This window comes from Patescibacteria group bacterium (assembly GCA_028716665.1).
Taxonomy (GTDB): Bacteria; Patescibacteriota; Patescibacteriia; order UBA2591; family JAQUPP01; genus JAQUPP01.
Genome location: JAQUPP010000001.1, coordinates 53,176 through 68,316 on the forward strand (window position 1 = coordinate 53,176; position 15,141 = coordinate 68,316).

The window sequence follows — 15,141 nt, forward strand, 5'->3', positions numbered from 1 at the left end:
CCGCTCTTTTATAAGCGGGGGCTGTTTTTATTCACTTTTTATCTCTTCCTCAAAAGAGATGTATTTGGGCCGGACACGCGTCACATTGTTCTTTCTGTCTAAGGTTATTTCAGTAATCCACATTCCAAGCCATGGAACCATACCTCTTTCTTTTAAATAAGAGGTACTTCCTTCGAGACAAGGAACCAGGAATGAAGAGATTCCCTTATAATGCATGAATATCGACACATGAAGATGTCCCAGTAATAATACCCTTACTCCATCCTCAGAATTACTTTGTTCTTCCACAAGAGTTTCTATAAATCGTTGCGAACGATACGATTTTCCGTAAGGAATTCCTCCTTTAGGATGGACTAAACGTATGGTTACCCCATTAATGGTTGTCGTCCCTTCCACGATGAATTCTCCACCAATATATTCAACATTCTTCTGTAACCGAGCAAACATTTTGACGATATTGTAACCGGCAAGAACCGAATAGGCTTTTTCATGGGAAGATCCTCCAATTACTTTGAGAGGAATTTTAGAGTCAGGCCAAATTTTCTGTGCTCTTTCAAGTTGTTCATCCGCACCATGATATTTTAAATCAAATTGCTGTCCTTTATAAGCATTGGTTCCGGTAAAAACATCGCCGGAATGAGTCATCACATCAGCCTTGGCCAGTTTAGCTTCTTGGTAGGCTCTCTCAATTAAATCCTCTCTTGCCGTTTTATCACCAATATGGGTATCGGAGATGGAAGCAATAATCAATTTCTTGGCATGAACGCCTGTTAAAGAAATTGGTTCAAATCTCCTTGAAGTCCAATCATACTTTAAAACGTATTTTTTGGCAGCTTCATCATGCGCTATTCTATACTTCTTTTTCTGCAAACTCTGAATCACTTCCACCACATTGCCCTTATCAAGATTAAGTTTTCGAGATAATTCTCCAAGTCGTTTTGGTCTTTCCTGTAATTCTCTGAGAATGTCTCTCTCCGCCTCGTTTAAAGGAATGTTAGTATGATCACCCGAAGATTGAGGAGTATAATAGCATTGTTCCACCTGTTCATAAGCGGTCAGGATATTGAATTCCCATTCCACATCAATCGGATTGCCACCTTTATCAAGTTTAATTGTAACAATGGTGTAACCCAATTCCGGTACATTACCTTTCTTAATTTCTGCTTCTTGAGAAGGAGGCGTGGCGCAAAGACCCGGTAAAGCGATATTAATCATATCACCAGGTTTTTTTGCCGGAATTACCAAAGGTGTAGAAAGACCTCCTAAAATTAAGAGATTTGGCCGATGAGATTTTCTCAGCATATACCGAATCGCTGCCGTAAAATTCTCTTTCACCTTTTGCGTAGGATAAGAAACCGTGTAAGGAGAACCCTTTTTAAGATGCATGACTTTAATTTTCCATTCCCCTTTTGATCCGGTGATATAAAAATTAGCTTCCAAATCTCCTTCTTTCCGCCAATTTTTTCTATCCTGACAGAGAACATGCGCTACATCCTGAGCATGAGTCAAATCACGAGGTCCATTTAAAAAATAAATTTTAAATGGCATTTTGGGTATCTCCGAAGTGAAATCAATTTGTTCGTCAAATCCTCCGCCTAAAAAATCCTGACCGTTGCTTTTAGTTGGCTTACCGCCGACAATATTTCCGCAATGGATAACAAAACCCATTTTGCGTCTCTTGAATTCTTTCAAAGCCAAGGCTAAAAGTTCCGGCTGGTGAGTTTTAAGACCGAAACAAGTATCAGAAATAAATCCAATCTTTATTTCTGTTCGACCGGTAGATTCTAAACGAATTGACGGTCCAACTTGAGGTTCGTCAAAAAACTTAACCTCATAGATAAATTCTCCCTTTTCCGTTCTTTGGGTTACTTTAATGTCATAACCCTGTTCTCTGAGAGAATCCACCATTTGGACAATTTTGTCCTGCGATTTCTTAAAAATCTTCGCCAAATCAGAAAGTAAATTTGGTCCTTTCTTCACCCTTTTCAGAAGTTGTTGTTCTAATTCTTCCGGGGTAAATACTTTCAAAGCTTTTTTCGACTTCATTTTTTCCTCCTTTTTTTAATGAACTGAATCTATTTATAATTATATGTAAATTCGAAAAAGTGTCAATAGTCCGATAAATATACTTTATAAAAAAGGCGGTCATTTAGACCGCCCTGATTAATTCTCAGCAATAAGGAAGAAAATTGCCATTTTTATCACGAATACGCGCTCTGGTTTCTTTAATGCTTAAATGCTTAACCAGATTAAATTTTATGTTGTCAATTGTCCCCTTTTCATCAATTTTATAAATTATTCCACCGCGTTTGGCGATATTTTTCGCTTCCTTGAATATTCCCGCCCCCCATTTATTATCTTTAAAGGGAAGAAATATCCCCACCTCGCAATCAGAAATCAATTTTATAAAATAATCCATTGCCGCCGCACTGCCTCTTTTTTGCTTTAAACGTTTCGCTTCTTCCTGATGGCATTTTTCCGCCGGATTTATAATTTCCCATTTCGGAAAATAAAAATCGATTTTTTCGAGCAATCGTTTTTCTAAATCCGTATTATAGACATTTTGCGGATGTCCAAAATATATTTTCATTCCTCACCTCCTTTTTAATATACTAAATATTTATTTAATTATACATAAATTTTAAAAAAATAAAAGGTGCTTGCTAATATGCAAGCACCTGATTATTTTTTATTATCCCCCTAAATTCAAGTTGAGACCTGATTTAATGCTTCCCTTTGGAATCCTGATTGTTATTTTGTTTGGCTTTTTCCATGTGCGAATTTTAGTTGTTTTAACAGAACCAAAGCATATCATTTTTTTCCAAAAAGTATTGGGAATAAAAATTTTCTTATTGACAATTTCTTGCATCTCAATCACCCCGTCATTACGATCTTCTTCATAGATTGTAACCCCCGAATCAACACTTACTTTCCCGAATTTTATGCCGCCATCAGAAGTCCGATAATAATAGTAATAAAACATTTTATTGTCAGTCTCTATGTTTCCTGTCCCAATAAAAAAATCTCCTCTTGTTTCAGAACCACTTTTATCTCTCAGAGCTACTAAACTTTGTGTTGTTAACCGACCGGATTCTTTTTTAAAAGCCCAAAATAAATCCACGCTGTCATACACAATGCTATCAATGAACAACATAATGACAAAGGTAACTATTCCTGCAATAATAGTGCTGGAAATTTTTTCTTCAATAGCAACTTTCCATAAAATTGCTATTACAACTGCAACGGCTATCGCCAATAACATTTTAACCTCCTTTTTAAATTTACTATTTAATGTTCATTAAAACACATTTTTCATTTTTGTCAACCCTCTTAAAAATTTTATTGCTGATTTTTTATCTTTAATTTTTCCTTCGAGCTGTTTTTCTCTTAAAATCTCCAATAATTCGCCTATTCTGGGTCCCGGTTTTATTTTAAACTCTTTCATAATTTCATTGCCGTTTAAAATCGGTTGGGGCAATTCTTTTTTATTAGCGCTTAATTTTTTTAATTCTTTGATTCTTTTCAGCATATTTTTGAAATCGCCAAAATCAGAATGGCCTTTTTCCAAAATCGTGGCTGAAATATCCGCGAATGAAAGTTTTAACAAATTTTCGCCCGGCAAATTTTGATTAAAAAAATATTTTTCAATGGTTTGCGGCCGCATTTTAAGAGCATTGCCGTGAACCAAAAGCATGTGATTTTTAATCAACCAGGCGATTTTTTCCGGATCAACGCCGAAATTTTCCCTTCGGGGCTGAGAATCTCCCTCTGGGGCGAAGCCCGGACTTGAAAATTTTAATCGCTCGCAAATTTTTTTGGTTTTTTCCGCGCCCACCACGTCATGCTCATTAAAACGAATGCGGTCAGTGTGATTTTTCTCCGGAGTTTGAATGGTCGGCGGCTTGCCCAAATCATGGAAAAGAGTGGCGATAATCAATTCTGTGTTCGGGCGCTCACTATTGAATTGCTTTTTAAATTGCGGAGAAAATAATTTTTCCAAAGCCAAACGCGTATGTACCCAAACATCTCCTTCGGAATGAAAATTTTTCGGCTGCGGACATTTTTTCATTTTTAAAATTTCCGGCATTATTGCTTCAAAAAATCCACTCTGATCAAATAAATCAAGAGCTTTAACCGGATTAAAATAAAAAGATTTCAAAAATTCCCGGGCAATAATTTCGTAAGGCACTGTCTTGGCGATCAATTTGATTTTAGATTTAATGACTTGCCATGTCATTTTTTCAATTTGCCAATCATTATCCAACTGACAATTAAATCTTATCGCTCGCAACATTCTGGAATAATCTTCTTTAAATCTGTCTTCCGGCTTGCCAACGGTTTTAATAATTTTATTTTTAAGGTCTTTTAGGCCGTTAAATGGATCAATAATATTTGACGCCATCCCTTCGACTATGCTCAGGGCAAGTGCGTTAATCGTGAAATCGCGGCGAGACAGATCCTCTTCAATTGGCAAATCGGGATTAGTTAAAACTTTTACATCGCGATAACCGCCGGTATTAAAAGAAAAATCGCGGCGAGGCAAAGCAATATCAAAAGGATTATGCTTGTCGCCGCCTTTTGGGGTGAATTTAAAAACACCAAAACTTTTGCCGACAAATTCCACTTGTCCTAAATTCGCCAAAAACTTTTCCAAATCAGACACTTTAACCTTACAAACAACAAAATCATAGTCCTTGGTTGTTTTTTTTAAAAACAAATCTCTGACCGCGCCGCCAACCAAATAAATTTCAGCTTTGGGAAATTTCTTTTGTAATTTTTTTAAAAAATCAAAATTTTTATCCTTATTCAGGAAGTCTAAATTAAGTTTAAAACTGTTCTTTTTTTTAGATAACATAAAAATTATTTGTCCAATTTTTTATGCCAAAACACGGCGGTAATTTGACGATAAGACTTATCTCCTCTTGGACCAAAAGTATAATGATGGATTATCGGTTGTTTTTTAATTGGATTATTGCTGATTGCTTTATTATTCCCAATATAAAAACCCAGATGGGAATGATCATCTTTTGTTTCCCACAAAATAATCGCTCCTTTTTTTAATTTTTTTATTTTACTCCAGCCCATTTTTTGCATATCTTCCAAGGTGCTTTTAACCGTTAAATGAGGCTGTTTGATCAAATTGAAATTATTTAAAATCGTGGAAACAAAAAAAGCGCAGGAAAGTTTGCCGCCCTGAACCGCGTCTTGCTTTTTATCTCCTTGCCGGATATAAAAATTACGAAAAAGATTGGATCCCACGCCATTTTCTATCATTTTAAAATATGACTGACTCAAAGCAACTTCAATTTTAGAAAATTTTTTTGCCATTTTATCTTTGATTATTATTTTGAATCTGATTTTTTTGGAGGATATAAATCTAAAATTATATCCAAAATTCTATCTAATATTTTTTCCGGCTCATCTGGCAATTTATGATATAACCCACTGACCAATCCCTTAACTGATTCTAGAAATCTGCCTCCTTGATTTTGAACGCAATCTTTACTTAAAAAAAGTTTTAAATCATTTTCTAATTGCAATAAAACCTTGGTAAATCCTTCCGGATTTTGAAAAGCTAAAAACATTACGCCTTCCTCTTCTATTTTCCATAATAATATAAATTAACATTAACTCATTTTAACAAATTCCGCAACATAAAAAATTTATCAGTTAAAATAAAATGAGAGATAAATCTCTGATTTTTCCCTCACTTTATATAGTATCCTCATTATACCAACCTTACGCCTATTTTCAAAGTCACTAAATAAAAATAATTTCGCAAGTGTGTAAATTTGGAAAGTTTTTTAAAGGAAAAAATAATTGAATTATCAGTGGCAATCTTTAAATCTTGTCTAGCTTTGATAAAAATTATAATTTAAAAAAGATCACTTAATCACAAACTTTTATTATAAATATATTCATTGATTCTCTTTATTACAGAGTTACAAAGATCATCTTCTGATCCAGATGAATCAACAATAACAGCTCTGCCTTTTAATTTTTTAGCAACTTTAATAAATTTTTCTCTATAATACTTTAAATCTCCAACAGTATGATATTTTTCATCTAAAACTCGACCGGCTTTTTCTAATCTTTTTCTACAAACTTCGACAGAAGCATCAAGAATAATATAAAATTCATTCTCTGCCGGGAGGATGTTTTCATCATCAGTTAATTTTGTTGGTATCCCTCTATCTTTAACAATATATCCTCTATTTTTTAGTTGATTTACTAGAGTGGTTTTTCCTGTCCCGTCATTACCGTCTACCACAATTATAATATTAGAATTTGTTATTTTTTTAATTTGGGTGGCAAGCCACATTGTGAAATCTTGAAGAGCTTTTCGACGGTGACTTATAAGATTTTTTCTCATTGAATCTATTTCTGCCCATGTTTTACCGAACGAAGTGTCACTAATAAAAATAGGATCATATCCAAAACCATTTTTGCCGATTGATTGATCGGTAATCCATCCATGTGCTTCACCATATGAACTAAATATTATATCACCATTTAAATCTGCAACCTTTAAGGACACAACAAATTTTGCTGATCGATAGGGCTGTTTGATATTTTTCATTAATTCCAGAACCTTTTTATTATTTAATAAATCAATTTCATTTCTCAATATACCACTTGCCTTATAGCCTGATAATATGCCCTCAGAAATATTTACATCAGAAAAATCAGAGAACCGGGCCGACCAAGGACCAGGGAGGCCTCCTAAAATTGGGATAATCAATCCTGAATCTTCACTAATAGTCAACACATCACTTAATAATAAAAAATCTTTTGCTCTTCTGTCGCTTATTTTCTTCTTTTTCTTTAGATTTTCAACCAAAGTTTTACATACATGCCTTGCATATTCTCTAGCTTTGATTTCTGCATTGCCATCAAAGGTGTTGGCCATTTCTTCTGGTTCAATAGAATCTGTTACATCAAGATCTATTTCTAAAGGACGCAAAATACTAGCCAGTTCTCTTACCTTATATGGATTGCTTGTGCCTATGTAAAATTTCATAAATTTAATAACATTATTTACTTATTAAATCAACCAATAATTCCCATTTTTTAATTATATCATTGCTACTACCGCCTGTTCTCCACACATCTTTATCCAAAGATCCTAAATCTAGATGCCTGTATCTACCACAATCCGGAGATATTTCTCCATACACAAGATTCCCATCTTCTGATATAAACATACATAAATCATAAAAAACAATGTTTTTTAATGCTAAGAACTCCTCAATGCATTTAGCGGTAAGAAAGGCTGTCCGCTGTGCTTCTTTTGTGTCTATAAACCAATCCGCAATTTGTAGAGGTAACGCCACATCTGCAACTCTATTCCCCCATTCTTCAATTTTTAATTTTATTTGATTCACATATTTATTATCTGAATCAAAGTCTTCCCCTAAAATTTGTTTAGCTATATTTAAACCCTTACCTTTTTGAATAAGAGGATTGCGCCAATCGAATCTGACAACTATTTCCGGGAAAGCATCATCTGGCCCAAGTTTTATTCCACTATAAAACGAATGAGATTTTCTAATCAATGAATCTGATAAGCCCACGCAGCTATGTTTTGTTGTCCCGGTCAAATATCTCTTGGCGACAATTTCTATTGGAGGTGCTTTTGGCAATTTTTCTTTCTCTTCTGTTGTTAAATCAGGAGGAATAAATTTATTAAAACCATATTTTTTAAACTCAACCTCACTCGGCATAACCAAGAGAGAGAGAACAAAATCGTCAGTTATCTCCTTGTATGAATGTTCAATGCCATTCTTTTTTAAAAGATCAACAAAAATTTTAGACGCTCTAAGTCTAGGAATATGTGACCCCGGAACCTCGGCACATCTATTTTCCGTGAAAGAATAAATAGTAGGTTTAAATCTTATCACCACCATCCCTTCACCTGCATATCTTACTTCCTTGCTTTCTCCTTCGATTACCAAAGGTAATTTTTTAAAACCTTCTAAGTCCAACTTTTTTATATCAATCATAAATATTACATTAAAATAAATTGATCTCTTTTTGGGCCCACACCGATACCTGAAACAGTTAAGCCAGTCTCATTTTCAACAAATTTAATAAAAAATAAAACTTCCTTAGGCAATTTATTTTTTAATTTTATTTCTGAAAGATCTTGTTTTATGAATGGTAAATATTTTATTACCGGTTTAGTTTTTCTAAGTTCTTCTTCGGATGAAGGGAAAAAATCTATAATCTTTTTACCTAGTTTATATGCTACCACAACAGGAATCCCTGGTAGTTTAGTATGATTAAAATATTCTAGACAATCTATTTTGTTTATGAATATTTCATCAACACCACTCAATCTGGCATTATGTTTGATCATCACTAAATCAAAAATACCGATACGACGTGGTCTTTTTGTAGTAGCTCCATATTCACCTCCAAGTATTCTCAAAGCAACCCCGATTTCAAACTCACTTTTAGAAAGTAATCTCTTGGGATCAGAATATTGAATATTTTCCTCTTCTTTTGTATGAGACATCCCTCCGTCTTCAGCACAATATATTTCACTCTTGCTACCGCCAAATTCAGAAACAAAAGGGCCATTGCCGACTCGCGACATAATAGCTTTAACCACCGCCACGGTTTTTTGATGAAATTTATTAGACAAATCTCCGCCCACATAAGCTGCGCCGGCTACAGTTCTACTAGAAGTTACATAAGGCACTGTTCCATAAATCGGGTCGAGCATAATCGAATTTGCCCCTTCAAAAAATATATTTTTTCCACCCTCTGCCATTTTTTGAAGAACAAGTGGATCTTTTGAAACAAATTTTTTAAGTTTCTTTACCCCATAATCAAAATCGTCAACAGCTTTTTGGATGTTCATATCTTTAATTTGACTCCATTTAATAGCATTAATCAACAATTTATTGATTATATTTTTAAATTTCAATGGATTAGATAAATAATCTCCAATTCTAATATTCCTAATTATGTCTGACTCCATTCTAAGTGCCACATCTGCATATGCTGGCCCTATACCATTGCCGGTTGTCCCTATTTTGGCGCCATATATTTTATCATAAATAATATCAGAAGGTTTAACTAATGGCACGTTAGGTGATATTATAAGTCTATTATTAATATTTAAACCATGAGAATTTATTTCTTTTATTTCCCTATTAAATTTAATAGGTTCAAGCACGCAGCCTGAACCGTAATACAAAATCATTTTTTTATAAAAAATTCCAGAGGGTACCTGATGCAGAGCAATTCTAATACCATTCGCCTCCAGTGTATGCCCAGCATTTGCGCCGCCATTAAACCTCGCTACAACATCATATTTCGTATGCTTCAAGAGATAATCTAAAACCCTGGCCTTACCCTCATCACCATACTGGATACCCACTAAAACAGTTGCTTTGCCAGATTTTTTATTACCAAAGCTTACTTTGTTATTTTTCATTTTTTTTTATATCATTTAATTTAATAATCATTTCATTAATTTTTTCTTTAATAAATCCATTTTTGTAATTTTCTTTATTTATCACCAGATAAGTCGAACTTCTCATTATTTCGTCTACTACAATAAGATTATTTGCAGCCATCGTTTCCCCAGTATCAATATTATCAAAAACAATATCAGCATCATCTGGAGCATATGCTTCGGTTGATCCCCAAGTTTGAATAATTATATGTGCTAAATTTTTATCAAATGCCCAATTTCCAGCAATATTCTCATATTCAGTCGCAATAAGCAGCGGCCTCTTTGGGGGGTTAACTATGATATCTTTTTGACTTTTATGGACTGCGGCGACCAATCTCACTTGGTTTAATTTCAAATCAAAAATTGGTTCAATCTCACTATAACCAGATTCTTTTATTAAATCAAGTCCGACAAAACCCGCATTAAATTGACCAAGTGCTAATAATTGAGGAATGGCACGAACCTTGACAAGCTTAGCTTTTATATTTAAATCATTACAAATAGGATTATAGTCTCTGTTATTTTTAAATTTAAATTTGATATCAATTTTTTCCAAAAGACTAAGAACATTTGACAATAATATTCCTTTAGGCAACGCAAGTCTCATTATATTATTTATTTTCTTCTTCTCCATAATTCATTTTCTATATCTCTGATTGTAATATGATGTTTTGCCATAAACATCATTATAAAAAAAACTGAATCTGCAACTTCCCAAATTAAATTATCTCTATCTTTATAATTAATCATTTCATCTATTTCTTCTAAAATCTTACCCTTAATTTTTATTTCATTCTTAGCTAAGTTTGAAACAAAAGAATCAGCTTTTGGATTTTTAATCCGATCACAAATAATATTATAGACATCTTCAAGGGAAAAATATTTATCACCAAAACAAGAATAAGATCCCGTGTGACATGCGCATCCTTTTTGTTTTACTACAAAAATAATAGCATCTTTGTCACAATCATATCTAGCTTTTAAAAGAAATTGTTTATTACCAGAAGTTTCACCTTTTTGCCAAAGATCCTTTCTTGAACGACTATAATATGTAGCAAAATTAGTAGCAAAAGTTTTTTTAAGCGATTCATGAGAAGAATAAGCTAGCATTAAAACCCCTCCTTTAGTATCTTGAACAATTGTCGGGATTAATCCTTTTACTTTTTTAAAATCGAGCACAGAAATAAAAGCTTCGGATAGTTTAATTTTCCCAGTATATAAAGCCATACCGATCTGGGAATTAACATTTAGTTTCTCGAGGTTTTTTATATCCTTATATGTAGTTATTCCGCCTGCAATTGTAAATTTATTTGAAGTTAAATTTAAAAATTTTTTAAAAATATTAAAATCTAGACCATTCATTAAACCTTCTTTATCTACATTGGTAAAAAGAAATTCACTACAATATTCAGACAACTCCTCAATAACCTGTGAGGGAGTTTTTGTTGTTAGATTGGTCCACCCATGATCAACTATTTTACCTCCTTTTGTATCAATGGCGACAATAATTCTATCCTTCGGCAATTCTTTTAAAAATTCTTTAGTTGCTTTTGTCCCAATTATTATCTTTTTTGCTCCTGCAGCTAATAATTCATTGGCCTTTTCTAAATTTCTTATCCCGCCACCAACCCTACATTCTGCTAACTTACAGATTTTTTTTATTAATTTCAAATTATTACCCTTATCCATCGCAGCATCAAGGTCAACAACCGCAATTTCTCCATATTTTTTAAAATCTTCAACTAAACTAAAAATGTCAGATCTTTCTAAAACCTTAGTTTTTCCTTGCTGCAATTGTACTGCTTTACCTCTTATAATATCAATACTTGGGATTATCATAGATACTTTTATTATATAGCATAAAATAATTTTCGTCAAAATTAAACGAAACCTATAAATCGTCACTAAAATTTCCTAGTTTTCATGCGCGTGAGATTATCTTCATTCAGCAATTTTAAAAATAAGTGCATGATTGTTATAATAAATAAAGTGAGGAATAAATCTCTGATTTTTCCCTCACTTTATGGTGGGCACTAGAGGACTCGAACCTCTGACCTTCACAATGTCAATGTGACGCGCTACCAACTGCGCCAAGTGCCCCTCACATGAAAATTATTAGAAATATTTTGATTCTTTTTTAAATGTATATACGACCCAGAATATCTTTTAAGTATGTTTTTTATATTTTGGTGCCTTTTTTAGGAGCACCTGTTTTATACACAGACTAAATCAAATGGAAATTAATGTTTTATAAATTCTACTAATTCTTAAACATATAATTTTCATGTGAGGGACCAAGTGCCCATTTAATATATGGTGCGCGAGGAAGGAATCGAACCTTCAACCTCGTCTTTATCAGAGACGCGTTCTACCATTGAACTACTCGCGCATTGAATAATAAAGGGTTTTTACCCTGTGTTTGTTTCACTCACTCGGAAAAGCAAATTAATTTGCTTTTCTCTCGCTCGCTCACAAATAAAATAATATAATATTTTAAGAATTAGTCAACCCCATTTAATATCCTTGTTTGTGGCGTTTGATAATTTTTCTTTTTGATTTTAAAAAAGATTGTTCCAAATCAACGCCATAACGATTAGCCAAGGTCAATAAGCTGATTAAAATATCTCCCATTTCTTTGCCTAAATCAACTTTAATATTTTTTCTTTCTTTCTTGCCGGCTTGTTTTCTGATCATTTCCGCCATTTCACCAAGTTCTTCCATTAAAAATAAAATTTCCAGATGTTCGTCAACTGTTTGAGATTTTGTTTTCCAATCTTCGTCAACCCATTGCTGAGCTTTTTTTATTTCCATAATAAATAATTGTAACAAAAAAACCAGTTAAGTCAACTGGTTTTCTTGCTCTAAAAACGCAAATCAAAGCGGGTAAACTAACCTTCGACCTTAATTTTTCTATTACTCGAAAGTAATAGAAAAAATATAAGTCCTCTAAATGAGGTGTTCCATCCGCAGGTTCCCCTACGGATGCCTTGTTACGACTTAGCCCTTATTACCAATCTTACCTTATTCCCATGAACATGGGCTTTCGGGTACTATCGGCTCTCTTGGCTTGACGGGCGGTGAGTACAAGACCCGAGAACGTATTCACCGTACCATAGCTGATATACGGTTACTAGCGATTCCAGCTTCATGAGGTCGAGTTGCAGACCTCAATCCGAACTGAGACCGGTTTTAATGGGATTTGCTTCGCCTTGCGGCTTTGCTTCCCTTTGTACCGGCCATTGTATTATGTGTGTAGCCCAGGGCATAAGGGCCATGCTGATCTGACGTCATCCTCGCCTTCCTCCGGTTCATCACCGGCAGTCCTGTTAGGGTTCTGCTCAATAAAGAGTTTAGTAACTAACAGCAAGGGTTGCGCTCGTTTCCCGACTTAACGGTACATCTCACGACACGAGCTGACGACGACCATGCAGCACCTGTTCTAGACTCCGATTTTACGGTCTCCCGACGTTTCCGTCAGAATACTTCTAGTATGTCAAACCCTGGTAAGGTTCCTCGTTTGTTGTCGAATTAAACCACATAATCCACCGCTTGTGCGGGTCCCCGTCTATTCCTTTGAGTTTTAGTCTTGCGACCGTACTCCCCAGGCGGGATGCTTAACGCGTTAGCTTTTTTACAACAACATTGGAAGGGTCGACACTTCCAATATTCAGCATCCATAGTTTAGGGCGTGGACTACAAGGGTATCTAATCCTTTTTGATCCCCACGCTTTCGTGTCTCAGCGTCAGGGCTGTTCTAGCAAGTTGCCTTCGCATTTGGTGTTCCTACCGATATCAACGGATTTTACCCCTACACCGGCAATTCCACTTGCCTCTCCCAGCCTCTAGTTTAATAGTTTTTCCGGCATTCCCAATGTTGAGCAAAGGTCTTTAACCGAAAACTTATTAAACCGCCTACACACTCTTTACGCCCAGTAAATCCGGATAACGCTTGCCGCTCTCGTATTACCGCGGCTGCTGGCACGAGATTTGCAGCGGCTTATTCTTAAGGTACAATCACAAAAATTTTTCCCCTAAAAAAGCAGTTTACACTCCGAAGAGCTTCTTCCTGCACGCGATGTCGCTCCTTCAGCCTTTCGGCCATTGAGAAAGATCCTTGACTGCAGCCTCCCGTAGGAGATTGATCAGTGTCTCAGTATCAATGAGGCAGGTCGTGCTCTCACACCTGCTACCCGTCATAGGCTTGGTAAGCCATTACCTTACCAACTACCTGATAGGATATAAGCTCCTCAGAAAGCGGCCTTACGACCTTTGCTCCAACTTCTTGCGAAATTGGAGAACATGGAGTATTAGTCTGTCTTTCGACAGGTTATGCTCCTCTTTCCGGTAGATTACTAATATGTTACTCTCCCGTTTGCCACTCACTGTGTCAAATTGACACAATGCGTTCGACTTGCATGCCTTAGACACATCGCCAGCGTTCATCCTGAGCCAGGATCAAACTCTCTTAAAAGAGATTATTTGATCCAAAATTTATAATTAAGAAACAGATTAGCTACCCGCTTTGATTTGCGTTTGAATAGACTAATGTTTTTAGATTAATAGGCTTCTAATATCTAAATTGTCAACGTACTCTTATTAATTGCCGAAATGTTTTTGTCTCCATTTCTCTATTTTTTGATGATTGCCTGAAAGCAATTCTTTCGGCACAATAAGTTTTTTAATTTTACTAAATTTATCTTTAAATGTAAAGACTTCCGGACGGGTGTATTGTGGATATTCTGTGGTTAACTCTGAATCGCCAAATGACTCTTCTTTTAGGGATTCCTGTCTGATAACCCCTGGAATCAATCTGGTAATGGCATCCACCAAAATCATAGCCGGCAATTCTCCTCCGGTTAAGACATAATCGCCAATAGAAATTTTCTCATCAATAAATTTATCAATTCTGGCATCCACGCCTTCGTATCGTCCGCAGATCAAAATTATTCTTTCCAATTTTGATAAACGTCTTGCCATTTTTTGATCAAATTTTTTTCCTTCCGGAGTAAATAAAATAATTTTCTGATTTTTCGTTTTTGAAAAAAATTTTAATTTTGTAAGAGCGTTATATAATGGTTCTATTTTTAAAATCATCCCCGGACCGCCACCGTAGGGTTTGTCATCCACTTTTTTATGCTTGTCGGCGGTGAAAGAACGAAAATTATGAACCTTAATTTTAATTAATTTTTTTTCTCGAGCTCGTTTGATAATCGAAGCGTTGAAATAATTTTCAAAAATATCAGGGAAGATTGTCAGAATGTCAAATTTCATAATAAAATAAAATAAAATCACCACCCAAAAGGGTAGTGATTTTATTTCCCTATTGAGTAAAAATTATAATTTTAAATCGTCTACCGCGCTGGAAGTGCTTCTCACTCCGCGTGTAGATCCTTCTGGTTCTTCGATTTTAAGATTAATGCGCGCATTATTTCTTAAGCCGATAATGCGGATAAGAGTTCTAATTGCTCGAGCGGTTGAACCTTCTCGACCAATTATTTGTCCCATATCTTCCGGATTAAGCCTTAAAGAAAGAAGAACACCCATTTCGTCTACTGTGCGAACGACTTTAACATCGTCTGGGTGGACTACAAGCGCCTTGACAACGTACTCTATAAATTCTTGATCTTTTGCTTTTACTGCCATATTGGTATTTTATAGTTTGCTTGATTCCTGCA

General features: G+C 34.9%; 14 protein-coding genes, 2 tRNA genes and 1 rRNA gene. All 17 read right to left on the minus strand.

Going from position 1 to position 15,141, the window contains the following annotated elements; translation table 11 throughout:
* Window positions 1–27: 27 nt before the first annotated feature.
* Window positions 28–2,046, minus strand: a complete 2,019-nt coding sequence (locus PHF10_00315) for a hypothetical protein (GenBank protein MDD5534185.1) — start codon at window positions 2,044–2,046, stop codon at window positions 28–30.
* 124 nt (window positions 2,047–2,170) lie between these two features.
* Complete coding sequence (locus PHF10_00320) at window positions 2,171–2,590, minus strand: hypothetical protein (protein ID MDD5534186.1); 420 nt, start codon at window positions 2,588–2,590, stop codon at window positions 2,171–2,173.
* Between the two features lie 102 nt (window positions 2,591–2,692).
* Window positions 2,693–3,262 (minus strand): hypothetical protein, encoded by a 570-nt coding sequence (locus tag PHF10_00325; protein ID MDD5534187.1) that lies wholly within the window; start codon window positions 3,260–3,262, stop codon window positions 2,693–2,695.
* A 36-nt stretch (window positions 3,263–3,298) separates the two neighbouring features.
* Window positions 3,299–4,855 carry an HD domain-containing protein gene (locus PHF10_00330; GenBank protein ID MDD5534188.1) on the minus strand — a complete coding sequence of 519 codons (1,557 nt, stop codon included), beginning with the start codon at window positions 4,853–4,855 and terminating at the stop codon, window positions 3,299–3,301.
* Between the two features lie 5 nt (window positions 4,856–4,860).
* Complete coding sequence (locus PHF10_00335; GenBank protein MDD5534189.1) at window positions 4,861–5,328, minus strand: NlpC/P60 family protein; 468 nt, start codon at window positions 5,326–5,328, stop codon at window positions 4,861–4,863.
* 14 nt (window positions 5,329–5,342) lie between these two features.
* A complete protein-coding gene (locus tag PHF10_00340) occupies window positions 5,343–5,585 on the minus strand; it encodes a hypothetical protein (GenBank protein MDD5534190.1) in 243 nt (80 codons plus the stop codon).
* A gap of 308 nt (window positions 5,586–5,893) precedes the next feature.
* Entirely contained in the window at window positions 5,894–7,021 is a 1,128-nt protein-coding gene (locus tag PHF10_00345; protein ID MDD5534191.1) for a non-canonical purine NTP pyrophosphatase, read from the minus strand.
* Window positions 7,022–7,034: 13 nt separating this feature from the next.
* Window positions 7,035–8,003 (minus strand): hypothetical protein, encoded by a 969-nt coding sequence (locus PHF10_00350; protein ID MDD5534192.1) that lies wholly within the window; start codon window positions 8,001–8,003, stop codon window positions 7,035–7,037.
* Window positions 8,004–8,008: 5 nt separating this feature from the next.
* Complete coding sequence (locus PHF10_00355) at window positions 8,009–9,445, minus strand: adenylosuccinate synthetase (protein MDD5534193.1); 1,437 nt, start codon at window positions 9,443–9,445, stop codon at window positions 8,009–8,011.
* The gene (hisG, locus tag PHF10_00360) at window positions 9,435–10,100 is read right to left on the minus strand and encodes an ATP phosphoribosyltransferase (GenBank protein ID MDD5534194.1); all 666 of its coding nucleotides are present in this window, start codon (window positions 10,098–10,100) and stop codon (window positions 9,435–9,437) included. Before hisG ends, PHF10_00355 begins: the two co-directional genes overlap by 11 nt.
* The gene (gene hisI, locus PHF10_00365) at window positions 10,082–11,305 is read right to left on the minus strand and encodes a phosphoribosyl-AMP cyclohydrolase (GenBank protein MDD5534195.1); all 1,224 of its coding nucleotides are present in this window, start codon (window positions 11,303–11,305) and stop codon (window positions 10,082–10,084) included. Before hisI ends, hisG begins: the two co-directional genes overlap by 19 nt.
* A 185-nt stretch (window positions 11,306–11,490) precedes the next feature.
* A tRNA-Val gene (locus tag PHF10_00370) sits at window positions 11,491–11,566 on the minus strand.
* 214 nt (window positions 11,567–11,780) lie between these two features.
* Window positions 11,781–11,855 (minus strand) — tRNA-Ile (locus PHF10_00375).
* 125 nt (window positions 11,856–11,980) lie between these two features.
* On the minus strand, window positions 11,981–12,277 hold the full coding sequence (locus PHF10_00380; GenBank protein ID MDD5534196.1) for a MazG nucleotide pyrophosphohydrolase domain-containing protein: 297 nt from the start codon (window positions 12,275–12,277) through the stop codon (window positions 11,981–11,983).
* Window positions 12,278–12,414: 137 nt separating this feature from the next.
* Window positions 12,415–13,937 (minus strand): 16S ribosomal RNA (locus PHF10_00385).
* 125 nt (window positions 13,938–14,062) lie between these two features.
* A complete protein-coding gene (trmD, locus tag PHF10_00390; GenBank protein ID MDD5534197.1) occupies window positions 14,063–14,737 on the minus strand; it encodes a tRNA (guanosine(37)-N1)-methyltransferase TrmD in 675 nt (224 codons plus the stop codon).
* Window positions 14,738–14,800: 63 nt separating this feature from the next.
* Window positions 14,801–15,109 (minus strand): KH domain-containing protein, encoded by a 309-nt coding sequence (locus PHF10_00395; GenBank protein MDD5534198.1) that lies wholly within the window; start codon window positions 15,107–15,109, stop codon window positions 14,801–14,803.
* Window positions 15,110–15,141 lie beyond the last annotated feature (32 nt).

Bases quoted from the DNA above. Each gene is read 5' to 3' on its own strand.
- PHF10_00315 (MDD5534185.1), bottom strand. From the start codon at position 2,046: ATGAAGTCGAAAAAAGCTTTGAAAGTATTTACCCCGGAAGAATTAGAA.
- PHF10_00320 (MDD5534186.1), bottom strand. From the start codon at position 2,590: ATGAAAATATATTTTGGACATCCGCAAAATGTCTATAATACGGATTTA.
- PHF10_00325 (MDD5534187.1), bottom strand. From the start codon at position 3,262: ATGTTATTGGCGATAGCCGTTGCAGTTGTAATAGCAATTTTATGGAAA.
- PHF10_00330 (MDD5534188.1), bottom strand. From the start codon at position 4,855: ATGTTATCTAAAAAAAAGAACAGTTTTAAACTTAATTTAGACTTCCTG.
- PHF10_00335 (MDD5534189.1), bottom strand. From the start codon at position 5,328: ATGGCAAAAAAATTTTCTAAAATTGAAGTTGCTTTGAGTCAGTCATAT.
- PHF10_00340 (MDD5534190.1), bottom strand. From the start codon at position 5,585: ATGTTTTTAGCTTTTCAAAATCCGGAAGGATTTACCAAGGTTTTATTG.
- PHF10_00345 (MDD5534191.1), bottom strand. From the start codon at position 7,021: ATGAAATTTTACATAGGCACAAGCAATCCATATAAGGTAAGAGAACTG.
- PHF10_00350 (MDD5534192.1), bottom strand. From the start codon at position 8,003: ATGATTGATATAAAAAAGTTGGACTTAGAAGGTTTTAAAAAATTACCT.
- PHF10_00355 (MDD5534193.1), bottom strand. From the start codon at position 9,445: ATGAAAAATAACAAAGTAAGCTTTGGTAATAAAAAATCTGGCAAAGCA.
- hisG (MDD5534194.1), bottom strand. From the start codon at position 10,100: ATGGAGAAGAAGAAAATAAATAATATAATGAGACTTGCGTTGCCTAAA.
- hisI (MDD5534195.1), bottom strand. From the start codon at position 11,305: ATGATAATCCCAAGTATTGATATTATAAGAGGTAAAGCAGTACAATTG.
- PHF10_00380 (MDD5534196.1), bottom strand. From the start codon at position 12,277: ATGGAAATAAAAAAAGCTCAGCAATGGGTTGACGAAGATTGGAAAACA.
- trmD (MDD5534197.1), bottom strand. From the start codon at position 14,737: ATGAAATTTGACATTCTGACAATCTTCCCTGATATTTTTGAAAATTAT.
- PHF10_00395 (MDD5534198.1), bottom strand. From the start codon at position 15,109: ATGGCAGTAAAAGCAAAAGATCAAGAATTTATAGAGTACGTTGTCAAG.